The sequence below is a fragment of the Pedobacter sp. AW31-3R genome, from assembly GCF_052180285.1.
In the GTDB taxonomy this organism is placed as follows: domain Bacteria; phylum Bacteroidota; class Bacteroidia; order Sphingobacteriales; family Sphingobacteriaceae; genus Pedobacter.
Genome location: NZ_CP197475.1, coordinates 5,024,450 through 5,044,710 on the forward strand (window position 1 = coordinate 5,024,450; position 20,261 = coordinate 5,044,710).

General features: G+C 42.1%; 20 protein-coding genes. 6 read left to right on the forward strand and 14 right to left on the reverse strand.

What is annotated here, in order from left to right; all coding sequences use genetic code 11:
* Positions 1-43 precede the first annotated feature (43 nt).
* The 9 genes from ACSBL2_RS20550 to ACSBL2_RS20590 all read right to left on the reverse strand — a co-directional run bounded on the left by ACSBL2_RS20550 (position 44) and on the right by ACSBL2_RS20590 (position 11,029).
* Positions 44-1,480: a hypothetical protein gene (locus ACSBL2_RS20550; protein WP_442588434.1), complete on the reverse strand. Its 1,437-nt coding sequence runs from the start codon at positions 1,478-1,480 to the stop codon at positions 44-46.
* Between the two features lie 5 nt (positions 1,481-1,485).
* A complete protein-coding gene (locus ACSBL2_RS20555; RefSeq protein ID WP_442588435.1) occupies positions 1,486-4,683 on the reverse strand; it encodes a TonB-dependent receptor domain-containing protein in 3,198 nt (1,065 codons plus the stop codon).
* A 126-nt stretch (positions 4,684-4,809) separates the two neighbouring features.
* Positions 4,810-5,718 carry a FecR family protein gene (locus tag ACSBL2_RS20560; protein ID WP_442588436.1) on the reverse strand — a complete coding sequence of 303 codons (909 nt, stop codon included), beginning with the start codon at positions 5,716-5,718 and terminating at the stop codon, positions 4,810-4,812.
* Between the two features lie 48 nt (positions 5,719-5,766).
* Positions 5,767-6,390 carry an RNA polymerase sigma factor gene (locus ACSBL2_RS20565; protein ID WP_442588437.1) on the reverse strand — a complete coding sequence of 208 codons (624 nt, stop codon included), beginning with the start codon at positions 6,388-6,390 and terminating at the stop codon, positions 5,767-5,769.
* 205 nt (positions 6,391-6,595) lie between these two features.
* Positions 6,596-7,174 (reverse strand): TetR/AcrR family transcriptional regulator, encoded by a 579-nt coding sequence (locus tag ACSBL2_RS20570; protein WP_442588438.1) that lies wholly within the window; start codon positions 7,172-7,174, stop codon positions 6,596-6,598.
* Positions 7,175-7,248: 74 nt separating this feature from the next.
* Positions 7,249-7,998 (reverse strand): SDR family NAD(P)-dependent oxidoreductase, encoded by a 750-nt coding sequence (locus tag ACSBL2_RS20575; RefSeq protein WP_442588439.1) that lies wholly within the window; start codon positions 7,996-7,998, stop codon positions 7,249-7,251.
* Between the two features lie 219 nt (positions 7,999-8,217).
* Positions 8,218-9,678 (reverse strand): S41 family peptidase, encoded by a 1,461-nt coding sequence (locus tag ACSBL2_RS20580; protein WP_442588440.1) that lies wholly within the window; start codon positions 9,676-9,678, stop codon positions 8,218-8,220.
* 36 nt (positions 9,679-9,714) lie between these two features.
* The gene (locus tag ACSBL2_RS20585; protein ID WP_442588441.1) at positions 9,715-10,377 is read right to left on the reverse strand and encodes a DUF6266 family protein; all 663 of its coding nucleotides are present in this window, start codon (positions 10,375-10,377) and stop codon (positions 9,715-9,717) included.
* A gap of 7 nt (positions 10,378-10,384) precedes the next feature.
* A complete protein-coding gene (locus ACSBL2_RS20590) occupies positions 10,385-11,029 on the reverse strand; it encodes a DUF6266 family protein (RefSeq protein WP_442588442.1) in 645 nt (214 codons plus the stop codon).
* Positions 11,030-11,988: 959 nt separating this feature from the next.
* Between ACSBL2_RS20590 and ACSBL2_RS20595 the strand changes: the two genes are divergently transcribed.
* On the forward strand, positions 11,989-12,834 hold the full coding sequence (locus ACSBL2_RS20595; protein ID WP_442588443.1) for a hypothetical protein: 846 nt from the start codon (positions 11,989-11,991) through the stop codon (positions 12,832-12,834).
* A gap of 3 nt (positions 12,835-12,837) precedes the next feature.
* Positions 12,838-13,650 (forward strand): hypothetical protein, encoded by an 813-nt coding sequence (locus ACSBL2_RS20600; protein ID WP_442588444.1) that lies wholly within the window; start codon positions 12,838-12,840, stop codon positions 13,648-13,650.
* A 101-nt stretch (positions 13,651-13,751) separates the two neighbouring features.
* Here ACSBL2_RS20600 and ACSBL2_RS20605 read toward each other — a convergent pair whose 3' ends face one another.
* Positions 13,752-14,942, reverse strand: a complete 1,191-nt coding sequence (locus ACSBL2_RS20605) for an ATP-binding protein (RefSeq protein WP_442588445.1) — start codon at positions 14,940-14,942, stop codon at positions 13,752-13,754.
* 623 nt (positions 14,943-15,565) lie between these two features.
* Here ACSBL2_RS20605 and ACSBL2_RS20610 point away from each other — a divergent pair.
* Complete coding sequence (locus ACSBL2_RS20610; protein ID WP_442588446.1) at positions 15,566-15,778, forward strand: helix-turn-helix transcriptional regulator; 213 nt, start codon at positions 15,566-15,568, stop codon at positions 15,776-15,778.
* 118 nt (positions 15,779-15,896) lie between these two features.
* Here the strand turns inward: ACSBL2_RS20610 and ACSBL2_RS20615 are convergent, their stop codons facing one another.
* Both ACSBL2_RS20615 and ACSBL2_RS20620 read right to left on the reverse strand, forming a co-directional pair.
* On the reverse strand, positions 15,897-16,262 hold the full coding sequence (locus tag ACSBL2_RS20615; protein ID WP_442588447.1) for a helix-turn-helix domain-containing protein: 366 nt from the start codon (positions 16,260-16,262) through the stop codon (positions 15,897-15,899).
* Positions 16,263-16,339: 77 nt separating this feature from the next.
* Positions 16,340-16,636 carry a type II toxin-antitoxin system HigB family toxin gene (locus ACSBL2_RS20620; protein WP_442588448.1) on the reverse strand — a complete coding sequence of 99 codons (297 nt, stop codon included), beginning with the start codon at positions 16,634-16,636 and terminating at the stop codon, positions 16,340-16,342.
* A 194-nt stretch (positions 16,637-16,830) separates the two neighbouring features.
* Between ACSBL2_RS20620 and ACSBL2_RS20625 the strand changes: the two genes are divergently transcribed.
* The gene (locus ACSBL2_RS20625) at positions 16,831-16,971 is read left to right on the forward strand and encodes an AAA family ATPase (protein ID WP_442588449.1); all 141 of its coding nucleotides are present in this window, start codon (positions 16,831-16,833) and stop codon (positions 16,969-16,971) included.
* Between the two features lie 136 nt (positions 16,972-17,107).
* Here the strand turns inward: ACSBL2_RS20625 and ACSBL2_RS20630 are convergent, their stop codons facing one another.
* Positions 17,108-17,653, reverse strand: a complete 546-nt coding sequence (locus tag ACSBL2_RS20630; protein WP_442588450.1) for a hypothetical protein — start codon at positions 17,651-17,653, stop codon at positions 17,108-17,110.
* Positions 17,637-18,116: a hypothetical protein gene (locus ACSBL2_RS20635; protein WP_442588451.1), complete on the reverse strand. Its 480-nt coding sequence runs from the start codon at positions 18,114-18,116 to the stop codon at positions 17,637-17,639. The genes ACSBL2_RS20630 and ACSBL2_RS20635 overlap by 17 nt, the downstream gene beginning before the upstream one ends.
* A 413-nt stretch (positions 18,117-18,529) precedes the next feature.
* On the opposite strand from ACSBL2_RS20635, the gene ACSBL2_RS20640 reads away from it, so the two are divergent.
* Together ACSBL2_RS20640 and ACSBL2_RS20645 are read left to right on the forward strand one after the other, a co-directional pair.
* On the forward strand, positions 18,530-19,108 hold the full coding sequence (locus tag ACSBL2_RS20640; protein ID WP_442588452.1) for an RNA polymerase sigma factor: 579 nt from the start codon (positions 18,530-18,532) through the stop codon (positions 19,106-19,108).
* A gap of 94 nt (positions 19,109-19,202) precedes the next feature.
* Positions 19,203-20,195, forward strand: a complete 993-nt coding sequence (locus tag ACSBL2_RS20645; RefSeq protein WP_442588453.1) for a FecR family protein — start codon at positions 19,203-19,205, stop codon at positions 20,193-20,195.
* Positions 20,196-20,261 lie beyond the last annotated feature (66 nt).

Consider the following 20,261-nt stretch of genomic DNA (forward strand, 5'->3'; position numbering starts at 1 on the left):
CGCTAATAGCTATATCTGAGTTTATATTTCGTATTTAATCCTCTTATTTCATAAATGGCATGATCCCGGTGGCAGTCTTGTTCTGTACCAGTACCTTGTTCATGTCATGTTTCATGGTAACCACACCTGTAGCCACATTCACCTCAAAATCATCCATTTCGCGATTTTTTGGAATAAAGGCAGGAAGGATGGCCTGGGTATGTTCAGGTTTTACATTGGTATTTCCAAGCTGTTCGCGTTGTGATACCGGGAATCGAATTCCCAGATCTGTCATGCGGCGGCCTTCGGCAATAAAAATTTCCTGTCTGAGCAGGTAGACCAGATATAAAAGACCATCCTGGGTATTCGCAGCGTCAATCTCCGCAGCTGTTACTTTAGTCCCTGAAACCAGATAAGCAGTAATGTTACCTGCCTGCCTGTTGTACACATATCCCGCTTTCTCGGGAGAAGTCGCATCAAATTTTACATTCACCGCTGTCAGTGGATAATCTTTTCTGTTACCACCATTACGCGTCTCTGCTTTATCGCTCAAACTTACCGTTGCCCTTTTCGAAACGCAGTCCGTTAACATGCTTTTCAATATTCCCTGAGCTGCGGTCAGCTCATTTGCTGAGACCATCGCCTCGGCAATAATCAGATAAGCTTCTTCTGCTTTCGCAATGGCGATTGGCTTTTGATCATTAGCCGCAACCTGATCAGTGTTAAAATATTTGGGATCCAGGAAATCTAGTCTTGGCAGCGGTGCAAAAGGATTGGTTCCGCTGGTCGTGAAGATATTCCCCTGGAAGTTATTGTTCAGACCGGAATTCTGGCCATACTTCACCTGTCTCAACAGCAGCGGGTTTTGCAGGGCAGTATTTGCCTCCGACCGGGCTTGCTGTGCATTTCCCAAACCATAATACGCACGGGCCCGCAATAACGCGCAAACCAAACGATCATCTGCTGCGGTAAACAATGGTTGCGCTTCGTTCAATAAGGCAATCGCTGCATTACGGTGAGCCTCCGGTGAAAGAACCTCTCCCAGGGGTGTAGCTGGCATACCCACAAAAAGATCAGCACTCAGCAAGTGTCCATAGGCCTTGTACATCATCACCTCTGCCTTTTGCAGTGGGGTAGATTGTGCATCAGCAGGAAAAACTTTCGTCAGTCCATATTCACACATCTCCATCAGCCGGTTAATACCTGCCTGTAAATTGGCTACATCCTGATCAAAATAATTGATTTGAGGAATATCGAATACTTTACTGCTGGAGGTATAATTATTAAAATAGTTATCAGATACTAACTCTGTAAACTCTGTGTTGGAACCTACCACCACACTCATCTGGCGACGCATTCCATCTGTCCACTCAACAGCTGAATTACCTGCACCCAGAAAACGATCTTCAATCAGGTTAGGATTTTCCACCTCAACCAACTCACAACTGCCCAGCATCAGCACCATTGCCAATGCAGGATAAATAATATATCTTTTTATCATAATGATTAGAAATTAACTTTAACAGAACCCAAAAATTGACGTGGTGCAGAATAGGTAGCATAAGAAATACCACCCGTTGTTGCTCCACCCTGCCCCTGTGCACTTCCACTTGTGGTGGCTTCAGGATCGAAAGAAGAGCTGGCAAAATTCAAAGGATTCACTACACTAAAACCGATAGTTAAATTTTTGATCGCTTTACCCAATTTAGGGCCGTGGAACAAATAGCTGGCCCCAATGGTCCTTACTTTGATAAAGTCTGTTTTTTCTACAAACATATTGCTAAAATTAAGCCAGTTGGTCCGTTTGTTCTTATCAATTTCCCCCTGTGGTATTCCCTCATTACTTACACCATAATTATAGCGGAACTGCTTATCCCAGTTGCTGGCATAGGCGCCTGATTGGTAATCTGCATTGGCAAAGAAATTAAAATCCTTATACTGGAAATTAATGCCCATGCTACCGAATAAATCGGGGATCGTTGATCCCAGGTATTGCAATGGTGTCGTAGAATTCATCACCCCATCTTCACCAAAGGTACCATAACCACCACGCAGAAAACCTACCGGATAACCTTCCTGTACCACTGTTTGTATGGTCCGTTCACTGAAGCCGTTCAGGTTAAAAGCTGCACTTCCATTGGAACTTACCACCCTGTTGTATGAAGTATTTGCGGAAACATTGACAGACAGGGAAACATCTGTAGTTTTAATCGGTGTGACATTGATACTGAACTCAAATCCCCTGTTCAGTAATTCGCCAACGTTTCTTACAGCCGCAACTTCACCAGTGGATGGTACTGAAGGGACATTAAACAAGGCATCATTCGTGGTTGCATGGTAATATACTGCTGTAAGCACAATACGGTCACTCAGTATCCCGAGATCCATTCCACCCTCAAAAGTAGTCGTCTTCTCAGGCCTCAAATCCACCTCCGGTGTACCAAAAGATGCGCCGAGCGTACCCAGGTAAGAGGCAAAACCAATTGTTTTACGGTTCCTGAATGCTGGTGGAAAATTTCCGGCCAGACCATAACTTGCCCTGATCTTGGCCGATGAAATTACAGGAACAGCATCTCTGAACCAGGATTCCGCAGTAGGAATATAAGCAAAACCTACCTTCGGATAATATTGAACGCCTATATCCTTACCAAAGGCACTGTTCCCATCACCACGTAAACCAAGATCAATGAAAAACTTATTTTTAAACCCAAGGTTTTCCTGTACATACACACCATAGTTAACCACCTCTGTAAATACTTCATTGGCGGTAGTTGCCCCAACCGTTCTGATATCTCTCATACCATCCCTTACGTTCGTTCCATTATACGCTACCTGACGGTCCTCATTCCTGAACAGCTGTCCGCCAAAAGTAGTTACAAAAGAAAAATCACCCAGTTCGGCTTTGTGCTGACCGTTCAGTTCCATGGTTAAGCCCCAGTACTTTCTGTCTGCATTGCTGATACTGCCACCCGCTGTACTTGGATTACCTGTAGTATGCGCAATGTATTCATTCGTCGTGATGACCTTATTTCTCATGTTACGGTAATCAATACCTCCTACAGCCTTGAAAACCAGGTTTTCTGTCGGACGGTAATTAAAAGTCTGTGAGGTCTGGAAGCGGTTGACCACAATCTCATTATCCTGCAGGCGTTCTGCTTCTCTCACATAAGCCTTCATTTTTTCGAAATCCTCCTCACTCAGCTCATCTATCTGTGGTTTAAAATTAGGCTTCGGACCGGTAACGGCAGAAGCACCGCTTTCTAAGAACCACAGACCAGTATAACCACCCTGGTTACCATTTCTACTACGTTTGTAACTATTATTTACAAAAGTAAAACTGCTTTCATAAGTAATTTTATCACCAATATTCGCTTTAAAACCAGAACGCATATCGATACGCTTATTCGAGTTCTGGTTCTCAATCTGCACCCCTGTACTGTTCAGGTAACCTCCTGTAAAACTATAGCCGATACCATTTTTACTTCCACTCACTGCGACATTGTATTTCTGGAAAGTTCCGGTTTCGAAAAGCATGTCTTTCGTTCTTTTAAAATTCAGGAAATCATTGGTAGAAACTTCCGGACCAGCTTCGACATTCAGTGTAATCGCTGTACGATCTCCACCGCCTTTCTTTGTAATGATCTGGATGACACCATTGGCTGCATCAGAACCATACAGGGTTGTCGCCGCACCACCATTGATATATTCGATTTTTTCGATATTGTCCATCGGGATATCTGCCAGGGAACTCACTGCAGCACCGGAAGCAGCACCTCCACCCAATGTTGAAGCTGTATTCAGGTTATCCATACGTACACCATCCACATAAATCACCGGGGAAGAATTCAGGTAAGCAGAAATCACCCCCCTTGCCCTGATAATAGAAGTGGCTCCTGCCTGCCCACCCGTCATACGGATCTGAGCATTTGGCAATTTAGCCTGTAAAAGCTGATCCAAACGTGTACCTGGTGTCTTCTCTATGTCTGCACCACTGATGCTCACCACATTGGTAGAAAGACGGCGTTTACTCACATCAATCCCCTGACCGGTGACCACCACTTCGTCAAGCCCAAGCAGGTCTTCTTCCAGCTGCACATTCTGGGTAACAAGTGCAGCAGAACGTGTGATGTTAAACTCCTGCGACTTATAGCCGATATAGGAAACCACCAGCGTAAAATTGGCTTTGTCTTCCCTAACAGAAAGCGTATAATTACCATTGATATCTGTTTGTGTACCTACAACGGTACCTTTCACCTTGATACTGACACCAGGAAGGGTCTGCCCTGTTCTTTTGTCCTTCACCACTCCTGAAATTACGGTGGGGGCAAGATTACTTTTTGGATTAATAATAATGTAGGTATCACTGATCTGGGTAATCTCCATACTGGATGGCGCCATAACCTCATTTAAGATGGCGGCAACAGATTTTCCCTGTGCGTGGATAGTCACTTTTTTATTTTTCAGGGCATCCATGTTTTTGTAGCCTATCACAAAGTGACTTTGTTTTTCAATCAGGCCGATGACTTCCTGAACCGGCATTTTGCTGGCCGACAGATTGATCTTTACCTCATACATCGACTGTCCGGCGATAGGACCTGCATAAATAAGCAGGTTAGAAAAAAAGAGAAGGGCTATCGTTAACTTCATTTTTAAATTAAATAATGACCATAGCGGGTATTTGCAACCCGGGTAAAATTTTTGCATATTTGTTTTGTTTTTAATGTTTTACGAACTCATTGGAAATAGCGGAGACCTGCTTCAGGACTCCGTCGGAAACCGGAAATGTTGGCGCATATCCGGTTTTTTTTATTCTTGCTTTTACATGGCTGGTTATTTAATGGTGATTTGATTATTCCTATACTCGAATTCCCTTTTTGTAAGTAGTGTCAATATCTCCAGCACCCCTTTTAAAGATTCCCTGTTAAAACGGATGGTATACCGGTCTGTCTGACTTGCCTTACTCAGGTCTTTTACGTCCAGGTGATAGAAACCTTTAAGCTGCGCTGCGATGTCAGCGATGGAGGCATTATCGATATAAAGTTTATTGTCTTTCCAAGACGTGATCATCAGGGCATCTTCAGTATTCATTTCAAATTCCCCGGTTTTCCTGAAGAAGCTGATCGTCTGGTTGGTGCTCATCTGACCGGCCAGTATCCGCTTGGATTTCCCTGTTGTCCGGGATACGCGTACGCGGCCAGTCAGCACAGAGATCTTAATCCTTTCCCTGTCAGGATAAGCATTGATATTAAAAGAAGTCCCCAGCACCCTCGTGCTCAGCTCCCCGGATTGAATGATAAAAGGCTTGTTACGATCTTTAGCCACTTTGAAGTAAGCTTCACCCTTCAGGATCACCCGCCGCTCTTCTTCTCCGAATTTACCGGAAACCAGCAATTCCGTTCCTGTGTTCAGCCATACGACAGATCCATCTGCCAGCTTAATTTCCTTACGTTCACTGGAAGCTGTAAGAATCAGCCTATCTGCTGGCCGGGTAGTTTCAGGCATGATGTAAAACCAGGCTGCGAAAGCTGCCACCAGGCAGAGACATGCAGCAGATGCCCAGAAATATAATGGTATTGATTTTGGCTTTTTATATTCGCTTAAAAGCTGCATTTCCGCATCGGAAACTTCGAGTGTATCGTACCAGTGATCAACAGCTTCCACTTCGGAGGGGGAAGCCTGATGACTGATATATTTTTTTAAGATTTCCTTGAGTTCTTCTTCTCTTTTATTTTCTGACATCCTATACTACACATCACAGAAGACGCCTGATAGTACTTTAAGATAAGATTAAGAAAACATTAATTCGTAATTACTCAACACTGAAAGCGATGCAATGATAAAAATGATGTTTGGATCGGAATTGTATTTCCCCAGCCTGAACCTGATCCTGTTCAGGACATCCGTGATATTGTTCTTTACGGTTTGTTCAGAAACAGAAAGACGGGCAGCGATTTCCCTGATCGATAAATGCTGTTCCCTGCTGAGTCTGTATGGCAATTGCAGGCGGTCTGGCAGCTCATTCAATTCAGCATCTACAATACGGTGTAATTCTTTGACCAGTAAATCCTGATCAGATTTTCCGGCAGCAGGATAGGCCAGCATCTCTTCCAGCACTTCAGCACCTCTGATGGCAACCCCCGGCCTGGTAAAATAATTGATTGATGCATACTTCGCCGATTTATACAGGTATGAAGATAAACGTCCCAGGTGATCACACTGGATGTCAGCGCGGTTCTTCCAGACGCCCAAAAAGATTTCCTGTACAATATCCTGTGCTTCTTCAGCATTTTTAATCTTTATACACACATGTTTAAAAAGATCCTGCCAGTATCTTCGGCTCAATTCTGCGAAAGCCCGGTGATCATCCAGGTGGAGCAGCGCAATTAAATCCCTATCGCTTAATTCTCTCATAATTGGTCACAAAAATACTTACCGATTATAAACTGCACATTAAGGACGTTTAATATTAAAATTACATGAGACGCTCCCTGTGTATTTCAATAGGCAGCAAATCCATTTTCCAAGTCATATACCTGAAAATAAGCCATTAAACAAAGAGAAGCTACGGCGTTATTGAAGGTAGCGCAACAGGTGATGCACTGGAGCTTCCATTTGGTTATGCGATGACGGACAGCGCGGTCTTTGAAATATCTTCGAAAAATTGACGTTCGATCCTGAATTTCGCATAGACCCGCATTCCGGTCACTGTGTTGCAGAAAAAGCGGGCAAGTGCCAAAGGATCTTTTGAAGAATTGATTTCACCATTTTGCTGCCCTTTTTTAAATGCGCTATGTAGCGCATCTTCTATCAGCAAATCATCACCATATACAAGCTTACGGATAATTTCATCCTGTGCTGCCACCTCCACTTCGGAATTGACTTTGAAGCAACCTTTCGGGCAGCTCTCATGGAGTACATCATTCACCACTGCACTCAACAATGATTCCAGGCCACTTTTTAGAGAAGGTGCATTGTCGATAATGCTGATGATTTTTGCCGTACCTTCTGATTGGTAAAGTTCAAGAGCTTTTACAAAAAGTTTATGTTTGTCCCCGAATGCATGATATATGCTTGAACGGCCAATCCCGAGTCCGTCAATCAGGTCATGTATCGATGTCGCATTGTAACCCTTTTCCCAGAAAATATGGATGGCTTTCCTCAGTATCTCTTCCTCATCAAAATCTTTACTTCTCATAATTACTCAATAGCTTTGCCCCTGAAGACAAAGCTATTGATTTTATTCGGGTTTCAGCCCCGAATGCTCAGTGACTAGCGGAGACCACCGCTTGCCGAGATGATTTCACCTGTTAACCAACGGGCCTCTTCTGAAGCCAGGAATGAAGCGATCAATGCAACATCTTCGGGTAGGCCTACCCGAAGTAGTGGCGTCATGCTGACAAACAATTTTTCTGTATCACTGCCAATAAATCCTCCTGCCCGAGATCCTTCGGTATCGACTATTCCCGGGTTGATAGAATTCACGCGGATGTTCTTAGGGCCAAGTTCTTTTGAAAGCACCCTTGTTATGGAATCAACGGCACTTTTTGTTGCGGTATAAAGCACACTCCCAGCGGGCTGGGCAGTTGACACCGAAGAGCCGATATTAATAATGTTTCCTCCATTGTCAGCAAAATAGCTTACAGCAGTCTGAGAAGCGAGAAGCAGGCCAAGCACATTGATATTGAACTGGCGGTGGAATCCTTCTTCAGTCACAGATTCCAGCGGTCCCCATTCATAAATACCTGCATTATTTACCAGAATATCAATTTTTCCATATTGCTGAACCGTTTCTGCCAGAATTCTTTTGACATCACCTTCAATGGCAACGTTTCCTTGTATAGCTGTTGCCCTGCCGCCACTTTGAAGAATCGACTCTACCACTTTTTCAGCATCTGCTGCTGAGGAAACATAATTGACAACTACTGCGGCACCATCTTCGGCTAGTTGTTTTGCGATAGCGGCACCTATGCCTTTGGAGGCACCTGTGACCAACGCGACTTTGTTTTCTAATTTTTTCATCAGTATATAATTGATTTTTAAAGGTGATGAAGCTCTCATACACCCATTGATTGCTGTTAGCAAGCGGTGGGCTTATGATAGCTCCCTATATTGTACCAATTGGTACACAAACATAACAACCTAATTAGAACGATCAGTACAATACTTTAAATTTGAATAAGCTGTGACAAATTGGGAGGGGATAAAATTGGCAGGCATCGCTACTAACGGATACCCCTATCACTTATTTTTCTTTTCTAGGATAAGCTTATTTGCCAGTTCCAGCCCGGGATCCAGCCCATCAATGAATCCATGGAACGTTTCTACCGGAGTATAATCGGGTATTACCCCATGTCCGAAGGGATAAGGGCTGCCAGGTACGTCGAGAACAAATTTAAGCAGGGGAATTTTCAGCTCCAATCCCGAAACCGGCAGGGTAAGTTTCATCCCGAAGCCGCTTGTATTTCCGTAAAGTCCTCCACCTGTTTCTTCACCAATAAAGACCGCTTTCCGGTGCACCCTGATCAGCGCTGCAAATTCGGAACCACCGGAATAGGTATCTCCGCTAATGAGTACATAAATATTTCCAGTGAAGGCGTCCTTCCGGGGCTTTTCCGGGGTTAAAATGCCGGGTTTTCTCAAAATTCGTCCATCAGACTCCAGTTGATGCTCCTCCTTCAGACTTTTTTCAAGGGCCTGCTGTTTTTCCGGTGTGCGGTAGTCACTGAAACGGTAGAAAGAATACGAAAATGCAGAGGCCTGTACATAACTATATTTTTTGTATGGCTTGGCCGAGAGGTGTGCGAATACATAGTCCTCATACCCCTCTGCCCCTCCGGTATTTCCGCGCAGATCGATAATAAGGTCTGTTACTTTCGCTTCTGCAATAGTCCTGAAATAGCCATCGGTAGTCTTTCTGAAGTCAGCATACTTATCTGCCCTAAAGGTATGATAGGCCAGCACGGCAGTTGTTCCTTTCAGCATCAGACCAGAGGCCTCCTTACGATTGTTGAAGTACTGGTTCCTGATGGCTATCCAGTTTTTTTCCAGCCACTGGCTATCTGCTGCATCTACCGTATATTTTTTCTTCTCTCCATTGGCAGGGTTCTTCAGTTCCAGTTCATATCGCTGGTTCTGGTCGAAGACATCGAGGTAGTAATAGGCGAAATCCTGGCCCTGCAGGGTCGCATATTTTTTGCTAAGATTGAATCCGTCTGAGGGAATTGTCGCAAATATAGAATCGCGTAATTTTTCCCAGGGTATCCCGTTAATGGCTGTTAGTTCCATTCCCGATGTACGGAGTCCCTGGATATCGTTGATCAATAAGGGTTTTCCTGAGATAAACTTTAGGAAAACAGGCGGATAGCGCCCATTGCGAGAAAGGAAATCATCTATTTCAGCAGAAAGTGCGATCTTACAGTGGCCTTCTCTGCCTGCGGAAATAACCGGAGCCAGTATGCGGTAGAACTGCTGGGCATTGAGTCCATCGGAGATCATCATTCTCCGGCTGCGGACAAGAGAATCCATCTGGGCGCGGGAAGTATACCAGTCAAACCCCGGATGGGCCTCCTTCAGGCTGGATACCGCCAGGTCAAAATCAGCCAGCATCCCATCCTTGTCTAGTGTGCTGAGGGATGGCTGTACCTGGGCTACAGACCGGAGCGTAAACACCAGTAGCAATAATAGGATATTCTTTTTCATGTATGATCTAATATACAAACATTAAGATCAAATGTGCTACGCCAAAAGAATACCACTACCCAGGTAATGGCTATCTGAAACCTCCTTGCCATCCGGTGAGACAAAAAATATCCAGCCATGGATGATTTGGCCAACTCCAGCTTTACGTGGAACAGTATATACATATTCCAAATCTGCCCGGATAGCCTTCCCCAGCACCCTATCAATCCAACCCGATTCTACCTGATAAATAATCATATAGGCCTGGTCATTGCCAAACAGTTTTTGGTCCACAGTATCCGGCATATCCCAGCTGATCCTGACTTTCCTGCCTTTTTCAAATGTGATATCCTCTGACCATGCCGGCTCCCTTTTCCCCTCACTCAATTTCACCTCAGCAAAATTAATTTCATATCCTCCCTCGGTTGTTTTCACTGCATGTTTCAGGTTAAACTTCATGGCGTACGAAATCGGTGCAGCCTTGGCCTTGGCCCGGGCGAAACCCATTTCGATCTCGCCCTTTAAACGCTTTAAAAAAGAAGACATCAGCGCCAGCTTTTCCTGCTGGGCAGAATTCCCTTTATTCTGGTACTTCTTATTGCCTTTCTTCCTCTTTTTAGGTTTGCTGGACATGATGTTCTTACCTTTTACATCCCTGCCTACTACCGTACCTACCTTTCCAGAAAAACCACCCAATATTCCAAATGGTGATATCGCCATAACCCTGTTATTTATCCCAGACCAGCTGGCCTATGTGAACTGAATCTGACACGGTCTCACGGTCATCACTGATAAAGGCGATGTATACTTCAATCACCCTTCTCTTTCTGAACCTCGGCAGTGTCATTACCTCTTTTTCTTCTGACCTCCTGGCGCCACTCAGCAATATGGAAGCCGTCATCGTTTCCGGAAAATAAGCCACCAGCATCACCTGGTCGCGCGAAAGGGTGCCTTCGCTTTCCAGGTCAGCATCCCAGGTAAATTCCAGTTTATTTTTATTCAGTACAACCTGTGCATTCAAAGGAGCGGGCATATCGCCGATGCTGAACTTTAGCTTCTCAAAATCGATTTCCTGGTTTGGATACCTCCCTTTTATTGCATTTTTCTTGTTGTAAGAACTGGCATAGTTATAATAATGCCAGTGTTTGCCCGCAGGCGGATGTTGAAACCCGACCTTTATGATCGGTTGTACAGGTTTCAAAACTTTGGTAATTAATGCTGTTGCATCTTGGTTCGCAAATTCCTCCCCTTTAGAGCCGTTCTTTATCCCTATTGTACGGACCACCAATGTACCCCATTTGTTGGTATAGTACACCAAATTCCGTATACGGCCTCTCGCCTTCCCATTGAACCCATCTGGTAATGTTGCCATAAGATCTTCAATATTAGTAAGTAAAACATTATGACCAAGATAGTACAATGATCGGAATAAAACAATAGTGAAATTAAAATATAGTCATAGTGAAACTATGTTTAAAAAGTGGCTGACAAGTTGCTGACAGGTAGTTGACAAGGACTAAAACCCTGTCAGCACCTTGCCAGCACCTTGTCAACACCTTGTCAGCACCTTGTCAACTATAGTAACACCATTGGTTCACAATAGCTTAGAGATGGCTTCATGACGAGCCTATCCATACGTTAACCCAACGTTGTTCCGCTGTGTGGTTCCCTATACCTATTTTTCCTGAATAGTTGGTAATTTCTTTTTGGAGTTTTAAAAATAATTATTAATAAAATATTTTACTTTTATGGGAATTTTAAAACGGTTTATGCTTATATTTACCATACGGTAACTGAGCTATGAGATTCAGTGCCGGATTAAATTGTAAACTGCATTTGATCAAAGAAACTTTGCCAATACAGACCTAGGAATCTATAAGGACGCAAAGTTACGGATGAAAAGAATGCCCGGTTTCTGTATCTTTGCTGGTACAGCAAACATGGGCGCTCTCCGTACTGCGTGCTTAGGGGAACTTGTTCCCTTCCCATCCTAGGGGGTGTATTGGCGTACGGGGAGCCTCCATGTTTTATAGACCCCTTCCCGGGTTTCCTTTGTTTTAATGCCTTAAAGATTAAAGCAATGGAAACCTTTTCAACACCCGTTTATTTCCTTCTCCTGCTTTCGGATTCCTGCAATGGGCATTCTGCATCCCTATTCGTTAGGTTATGTGGCCTGTCCCCACCTTTTCTTCTATTTTGTACTGATGGCTGACCTTGACCCCTGATCTTGACAGGCTTTAGCCTGATTGCCCAGCCTTTTTCCAATTAACTTCTACACTTAACATAAGGATTTGATCCCCATGGGATCGCTATGCCAAAAAAATTACGACAATGGATAAATATAAAAATGCAGAGATGGAGCTTGCCGCTACCATTATAAAGGAAAAAATGAATGCCGAGTCAGTTTTCTGCTTCGGCGAGGCCACAAACCATAAAACCTCCTGCTCATTCTTCAGCAGCCAGCAGCGGAGGTATTTCAGCTCCATGCACTATGATTTCCTGGTGGTTACCTCAGCTAAAACAGAGCTGAAGCCCGGGAAGAGGATTAAGATAAAGGAACTGATGGTGCAGGAAGAGGTGGCCTGCACACTGGTTGTGCACACCCTGGAGGAAGTAGAGCAGGGATTGAAGGATAACAACCGCTTTTTCCATACCGTGATCAATACCGTGGAACATGTACCTGGGCATGATAAATTATTGGCTGGGCTATTCACCATCCCCTTTGATAAGGAGGCAGACCAGGAAGATGTACTGCAACGCAGCCAGGCCTTTTATGCGGACATTGAAGCGTATGAACAGCTCCGCTATTCCAGCCAAAAACCCCATATCTGTGTTCCGCTGATCAGCCGGCAGCTGGAGAAAGTCTGCCTGTGGCTTATCTACGTGATGATGGGCTATGAACCACAGGGCTATACCCTGAAAGGGCTGGTCAACCTCTGCACCGGCATTGACCGCCGTTTCGAAAAGGTTATCCCCAGGATTACCGAGGCCGACTGTTACCATTATAAAGTGCTCATGCAGGGAGTATGGAAGGGAAAATATGGCCGGGACAGGGAGCCGATCATGGAATACCTGCATAAGGCGGTCGATGATTTCAGCAGCCTTGCCGAAGAAATATGTGGCGCCAGATTAATGGTGGTATCCAATCCTGTTAAAAAAACAATGCATAAAAATTAAATCATGAATATTCAAACTGAACTGATGGCCATGGCCATCAACTACATCACTGAAGTGATGGAAGCCGAACACATCTACTGTTTTGGCTCGAGGCACCTGCAGCAGCAAACCGAGTCTGTTTTTGGAGACCGGAAAGGATTGAAGAGGGCTGTCCACTTCGACCTGCTGGTGGTGACAGACAACCTTTGTCCACGCCCCGATTTTATTGGCAGGCTGGAAAATATTGAAGGAATGGAGGTTACCGTCTGCCTTATGGTGTGTACCCGGGCGGCACTGGATGGTGGCTTGCTGAACAATAACCGTTTTTACCATACGGTGATCAGCAAGGGCAGGCTGGTGTATGGCAAAATAGGAACCGCACCTCTCCTGCCTGTAGTTTTTGACGGAGAACGTGACCTTGGGGCCATAAGGGCTTACAGGGAGAATTGTGCGGCCAGGGGAGCAAAAAGTGTTTTTTCTACAATGAACTATAAAAACATCTTCAATTTTTCTGCCATCCCGCTGTATACAAAAAGCTTGGTGGAGGTTTGCAGGGAGGTGGTTTATGTGTGTATGGGTTATGAACCGGAGGGATATTCCCTGGAGCAGCTGCTGGATCTGTGTGACAGCATTGACCCAAGGTTCAATGAATTGATCCCAAGGTTTACCCAAAGGGATATTTTCCATTACAAGGTGCTGTTGAAGGGATCCTGGAGGAAAGGCAAAGTGAATATGATGGAGCCACGTATGTTGGATCTGTACGATTGCTGCGAGAGGTTTATTGGCCATGCAGAAGCAGTATGTGCCCGGAAACTAGAGCAGACGGTTGAAGGATGAGGCTGTTGATGGCAACCTGGAATAGGCGGCGTGGTGATGGCCGGCCTGTTCCAGGTTTGAGGTATGATGTCTTATAAATGAGGTATGGTGTCTTATGAATTTTAGTATAAGAATCCAAAAAGCCATAAGGGAATTTTATGCTGATGTCCAATTTCTATTTCATCTGCTGCAACAAAAGATTGCACCAGGTGCTTTACCTGCTTATTGGTTTTATTCTTTCCGCCTACTTCAAATGTAATTCCTTTAAATACAAAATCACCATCCTGAGCATAGGCGACAGGCCCAAGAGAGCCGATTTGGTTAATGAAAAAGCTTTCCCTGCTATTGCCTATATTGCTTTGCTCATGGGCAAGCGCATACTGTAAATTTGGATGATGCAAATATATCTTCTCTGGTTTCTGCAATAAGCCAAATCCCCTGGTATCGGAATATAGCCCTTTAATGATTCTCATTTCTTCTAAGTATTTTAGAAACATGATCAGATTGTTGCGGCTGATGCCGATGCGCTCGCTAAGTTTAGAGATGTTCGGTTTGAATGGCACAGATTCCGCAACAATTTGTAATAGCAAGCGAATTTTTTCAATGCTCCTGTAGTTAATTTCATGAAAGGCAGGAAGATCTATACTTAATGCAAGACCGATGGTTTCTGCCAGTTTCTGTGGGTATAACTTTGTGTTTTCTATAAAATAAGGGTAATGTCCATATTCCAGATAATTCCCAAAATATTCCAGGGGATGCATGGTTTGAACTATATCCATAGCAATTGTTGTATGGTGCTGAAGTAATTGCTCAAAGCCAACAGGCTCAAGTTCAATTTTTAACGTGAAATTCAAATATTCCCTGAATGAAAGACCGGAAAGTTCATACATCATTGCGCGTCGACTAAGGTCGCCCTTTGCCTGGTTAAGATGCATAATGGAAGATCCGGTAAAGATAATCTGAAGATCTGGCTGATCGTCATAAATGTTTTTAATCTCCTGAGGCCAATTCGCATATCGGTGTACCTCGTCCAGCAATAAATATTTTCCACCTTGTTTCACAAATTGATCGGCCACATCTACCAGCGCATTCGTTGTAAAATACAAACTATCCAAACTCGTATAAAGTGTTTCTTTCCCAGATGGAAGATTCAATTTTGCATGCTGTAGCATTAATGTAGTCTTCCCCACACCTCTGGCTCCTTTGATCCCTATAAGGCGACTGCTCCAGTCTATCTCCTGTGCAAGATATCGCTTAAATGATGTGGGTACCCGTATTAATTTTTGGTATGATTTCTCAAACAGTCCTTTCATTTTGCTTTCCCTATTTAACAAAAAAAGTAATTATTGCTCTTTACAAAAAGCAATTTATAGTAAAAATGCTTTTTGTAAAGAGCAATATGGGACGATCTTTTTTGACGTTTATGTGGTTGGGCCTTTGCCCGGGAATACTTTTATGCAAAATAAGGTGAACTTATTTATAAAGAAGAGGATTGGGATTGTGCAATAATCTTAAACTTTATGAATGTTTATTAATAATTTTTGCCTGTTTATCTATCACATATAGAACTTTAAGAGTTTAGTTCCCTCTAAAATTACCGTCTTCTTCATCAATAAATTTTTTCGGCATAAATATCATGGGGCAAATAATATAGATATTATGTACAATTAAATAGGTTTCTCTCCACATCTCATCATTATTCTGGTTAGTTGTGTTTCATTCAAGATCTTAAATATACCTCTATTGGAAACGCTTCGAAATACGGTTGATCTATATGCTTTCTCCTATCAACATCATCTCCATACTGCCTGAAAAGAATAAATAATACATCAAGTCGTACCCCATAGGGTATAAAAAATTCAGCCATATATAAAACATACCCTATCGGGTACTATTTAAAATAATTTCGTTAAATTAGTACCCTAAAGGGTATAAAATGACTCAAATTAAAACATTCATCAAAGAAAAAAGAAAAGCTTTAAAGCTTTCCCAAGCCGATCTTGCATTTAAATCTGGTGTGGGGCTTCGCTTCGTTCGTGAATTAGAACGAGGTAAAACCACACTTCGTTTAGATAAAGTCAATGAGGTATTGGCTCTTTTTGGCAAACAAGTAGGGATTGCTGATCTTGATTACGTAGAAGAGGAGTAAAAGTAATGATTAATAGAGCAAAGGTATAAGAAGATGTTGAAAAAGCACATTATTATTTGTCAGTTATATGTTGCCGCTCAATACCAATTGTTTAATCGACAAAGTTGTTAGTTTAAGTTTAGGCATGCTCCAAAATAAACTTCGCGTCAACATTGAGTTCGGAATGAACTGCTTTTAGGAAATCTACATCTGCCTTCTGCTTCCCATTTAGTATTAATGAAAGCTTTGCAGGGCTCACCCTAAGCTTTTTTGCCAAGTCAACTTGTCGAAGTTTCATCTCAAACATGCGCATCTCAATCATACCTAAGAGCGTTGAAGGTGCATCGACCACATAGAATTCCTGTTCATAGGCCTGCGCAGAAAGCGCCAGACGACGAATTTCAGCCAGTTCTTCGGCAGAAACGTTTTTGCTTCCTTTAGCCATCAGGTCATCGATCCTTGACATCACCGATTGGTAGTTAGCTTCAGTATTAATCTTGTTCATCCGTCCCATGCTGAAAAGATATTATTAGTAATAAAACGGCTATTTATACCCAAGCCTTAAAAGGGGTTAGACTGAGGCTAAACCGCTGAACAGTCCTTTAACTTATCATACTCCGCATGCGTTCCAACAAAGCGTACATAAACCGTCCTTACATCAAAAAATATCATGGCGATCAGTCTATAGCTATTCCCCCTGATATTAAAAACGTACCGGTCTTCGCCCACCGTGTCAACACTACCGAACATTCGCTTCATTTCATGAAAGTTTGACCAGTCAGCCATTTCAACTGCTCGATACCAGTTATTTAGCGAATCCTTTGCGCTCGCATGAACATCAAAAAACCTTTTAAGCTTTCCATAACTGATAACTACCATCGTAAGATAAATTACTAAAACAAATATACATATAATTTAGATTTCCTAAAGAATATTTAGAATAACATACCCAGTTAGCATTGTATTGTTGTATCAAACACTTTCTTATAATACCTCAGCATATTCTTAGTCAGATCATTCCGTCACAAAGCCAAAATATAGCTAATAAGAACCAAAGGCTAAAAAGAGATGCATTGAAATTATTACCATATCTAGCTTCTTATGCCCTTATTGTATCAGGCATAAGAAGATGTGGAAAAAGCACGTTATTATTTCAATTATTAAATAGCAGATATCCTAATGCACTATACCTCCATTTTGAAGATCCCAGATGATATGAATTTAAAAACAAGGATTTCCTGAGGTTAGATGAGTTGATCCGGGAACAAAAGCTCTTAATGTTTGATGAGATCCAAATTATACCAGAATGGGAAAGATATGTACGGCAGAAATTAGACGAAGGCTTAAAAATCAATATACCAACTCCAGACGATTTTTCACATGCTTACTTTCCTCCTGCCTCAAATGCAGATTAGTCATGATGTCATGTTCCTTGTCCTTTTGAATCAGTTTAAACCAGTAGATTGCAGGAATCATCCCATTGGAGTGAAGTTCCAGCCTAATTACAAATTGCTCTGTCGGTTTACGGTGATTATTAATATACTGGCTCAACACAGCAGGTTTGATATCTACTTCAAAGGCAAATTGCTTGTCTTTCTTCTCCTGCCGTGAAACATACTCATTCAGAAAATAGCCAAAATTCAAAGCCTCTTTGTACTGGTTTCCACCAATATAATCTTCCAGTTGAAATTTAAGTTGAAGCAATTTCGCAAATATCTTTTGCTCAGGCGTTCTATTGTGAAACTGTTTTCTCCGCTCTGTCCAAAAGTCTGCTTCATCTTGTTTGTCTTCAGGTGTGCTAACTGATGCTTTCGGAAAAACAAAAGCATCTGACAATTCCTGGTCACTAAACTTTGAAATATCGACTACCTGATAATTTTTATTTTTCTTCTCCATCTTGATAATATTCTTTAATTAAATCCAGTGAATTTTTGCCTTCGGAAACTAAAAATAGCTTCGTTGATTGCAAATTATATTTTTCTTTATAGTGATCACTGATCAACGTTTTAGGCTTTAAGCAGATATAGCCATCATAACCAGCTGCAAAAGCTTCCTTACATGCAAACGCAATCATGTTTCCCGCAATCCGCTCATATTTTCGTTGCTTACCTTTGTTGTCTCTTGAAACAGCAATCAAGTGAATTTCAATGGCGAAATCCTCCGGCCGTTCCACTAATGACATTAATCCTAAAGGTTCACTAACACCTTCAGCAATGAGCTGGTATACATTATTGAGTTTTTCTGCATTCCAATTGAAATCAAACCGCTTGGTTCTATTAATCGAAGCGATTTCTTTCGCATCAATCTTACTGATCTTTGCCTGGATTTTATCTTCTGTTGTCGTATCTTTTATATACATCGCCTATTCAAATATACAAAAAGTTTACCAAAAAAGTAAACTAAATCACTTCCATGATCAAGTTTCCCTCCCTCCCATCACCGAAAGAAAAAAAACTAATCCAATATAACAATAGAATGATCGATTCCCCATAAATCCAGCATTTCAACAGCATCAACTTCTTCAAATTCAGATCGAATGGTTATTCCAGACTAATCGAAAAACGGCTTTTAGGCAGTGTTACATGATGGTTATGACCCCATAGAGATTACCAATCATCACCATACATTCAAAAATTTCATTTGGTCTGGTGGTTCGGGTGAAATACACAAAACTATTTTCTTGTGCCTAACTCCGCCTAAGTACATCAACATCATTGAGCTTAATTTAATATAGGCATAACAAATTTGGATTACCTTTGCTTTCAGAAGGGCATGAATTTAGCAACGTTATCAGATACAGGTTTAATTGACAAGGTCAAAAATAACCATACCTCAGCTTTTGAGGAAATTTTTAAACGATACTGGGAACCCTTATATGTATTCGCATTCAAAAAACTTAAAGATGAAGACGATGCAAAAGATGTGGTTCAAAATGTCTTCATTAATTTTTGGCAAAGATCTGCCACGCTGGAAATTACAGATACCTTAGAAAAATACCTTTTTAGTGCTGTACGCTACGAGCTCCTTCATAAAATATCGCAATCGATTAAGCAGCAAAAAAAAATAACGCATTATTACAACGAAGTGATTCCAAATTTTATGGCTGCGTTAGATCCTTTGCAACAAAAAGAATTGATGGCCGCCATTGAACAGCAGATAGCCGCACTGCCCGATCGTTTAAAAGAAATTTATCGACTCAGTAAAGAAGAAAACCTAAGTATTAAAGAAATTGCAATGCGGCTAAATATTTCTGAGCAAACTGTTAAAAATCAGTTGAGCACGGCCTTAAAAAAGCTGCGTGTTGGTTTAAAAGAGGCTTTCATCCTTATCTTAATTTCATCGACAAGCTAAAAACCCTGAATTTACAATAGCTTAATATAAACATAACACACCGCCACTAGTACGATTTGCCTTTTCCGAACGCATATAGGTAAAAAGGCATACTATGGAGGTGATACAATTTAAGCGGCTGATAGATCGTTACCTTGCCGGTAAAGCAACGGCAATTGAAATTGCAGCAATTGACCAATGGTTAGATCAGGTTGAAGAACATGCTGATACCATACCCGCGCAGGACCGTATCCGTCTGCAGACAGAAATGTTAGCACAGATCAAACTCGCACAGCCAAGGCCATTACCTGATAAAAACACCCATATTCTATCGCTTTTTAAACCTTATTTGCAGGTAGCTGCGATATTAGGTATGGTAAGTGGCTTATGGGTATTGTACGGTAAATTTTATAACGTAGATCAACCAGTCGTTAATACCAATGCAGTGGTGTCTTATGAAAGTTATACTACTCCAAAAGGAAGAAAAGCCACACTTACTTTAGCAGATCAAACGGTTATCCAGCTTAATTCGGCCACAACCATCAGATATCCTAAACAATTTGCAGGACCACAACGGGAAGTGTTTTTAGATGAAGGTGAAGCTTTTTTTAAAGTTACTCCGGATGCAAAGCACGCTTTTGTTGTTCATTCGCCTAATGATATAGATACAAAAGTGCTGGGCACATCTTTTAATATCAAAAATTATAAAGCCATTGGAGAATTGGCACTATCTGTAAATACAGGTAAAGTTCAGGTAAATAATGGTAAAAAAACGCAGCAAAAAGTGTTGGGCATATTTACTTCCGGGCAGGGATTAACCTATCATACCAAAACCCAGGAAGCTATTTATACCCATGTAGACGCAACAGCTGCCGCAGCCTGGAAAGACAATGTGTTAGTTCTTAAAGATGCGGACTTTAAAGAATTGAAACACACGCTCGAAAACTGGTACGGTATAGAAATCAGCTTAAAGATGCCACAAGATCCATCGCAGCTATTTACAGGAAAATTTGAAAACCCATCCTTGCAGGAAGTCTTACGATCATTACAACAAATCAATCCATTTAATTACCAGCTAAAAGGAAATCAATTGTCAATCAGCAATTGATTTTCAAATTGACCACCAATCACCAGAAAGGAAGCCTATGTAAACATATCGCCAAAAAAACAGCAA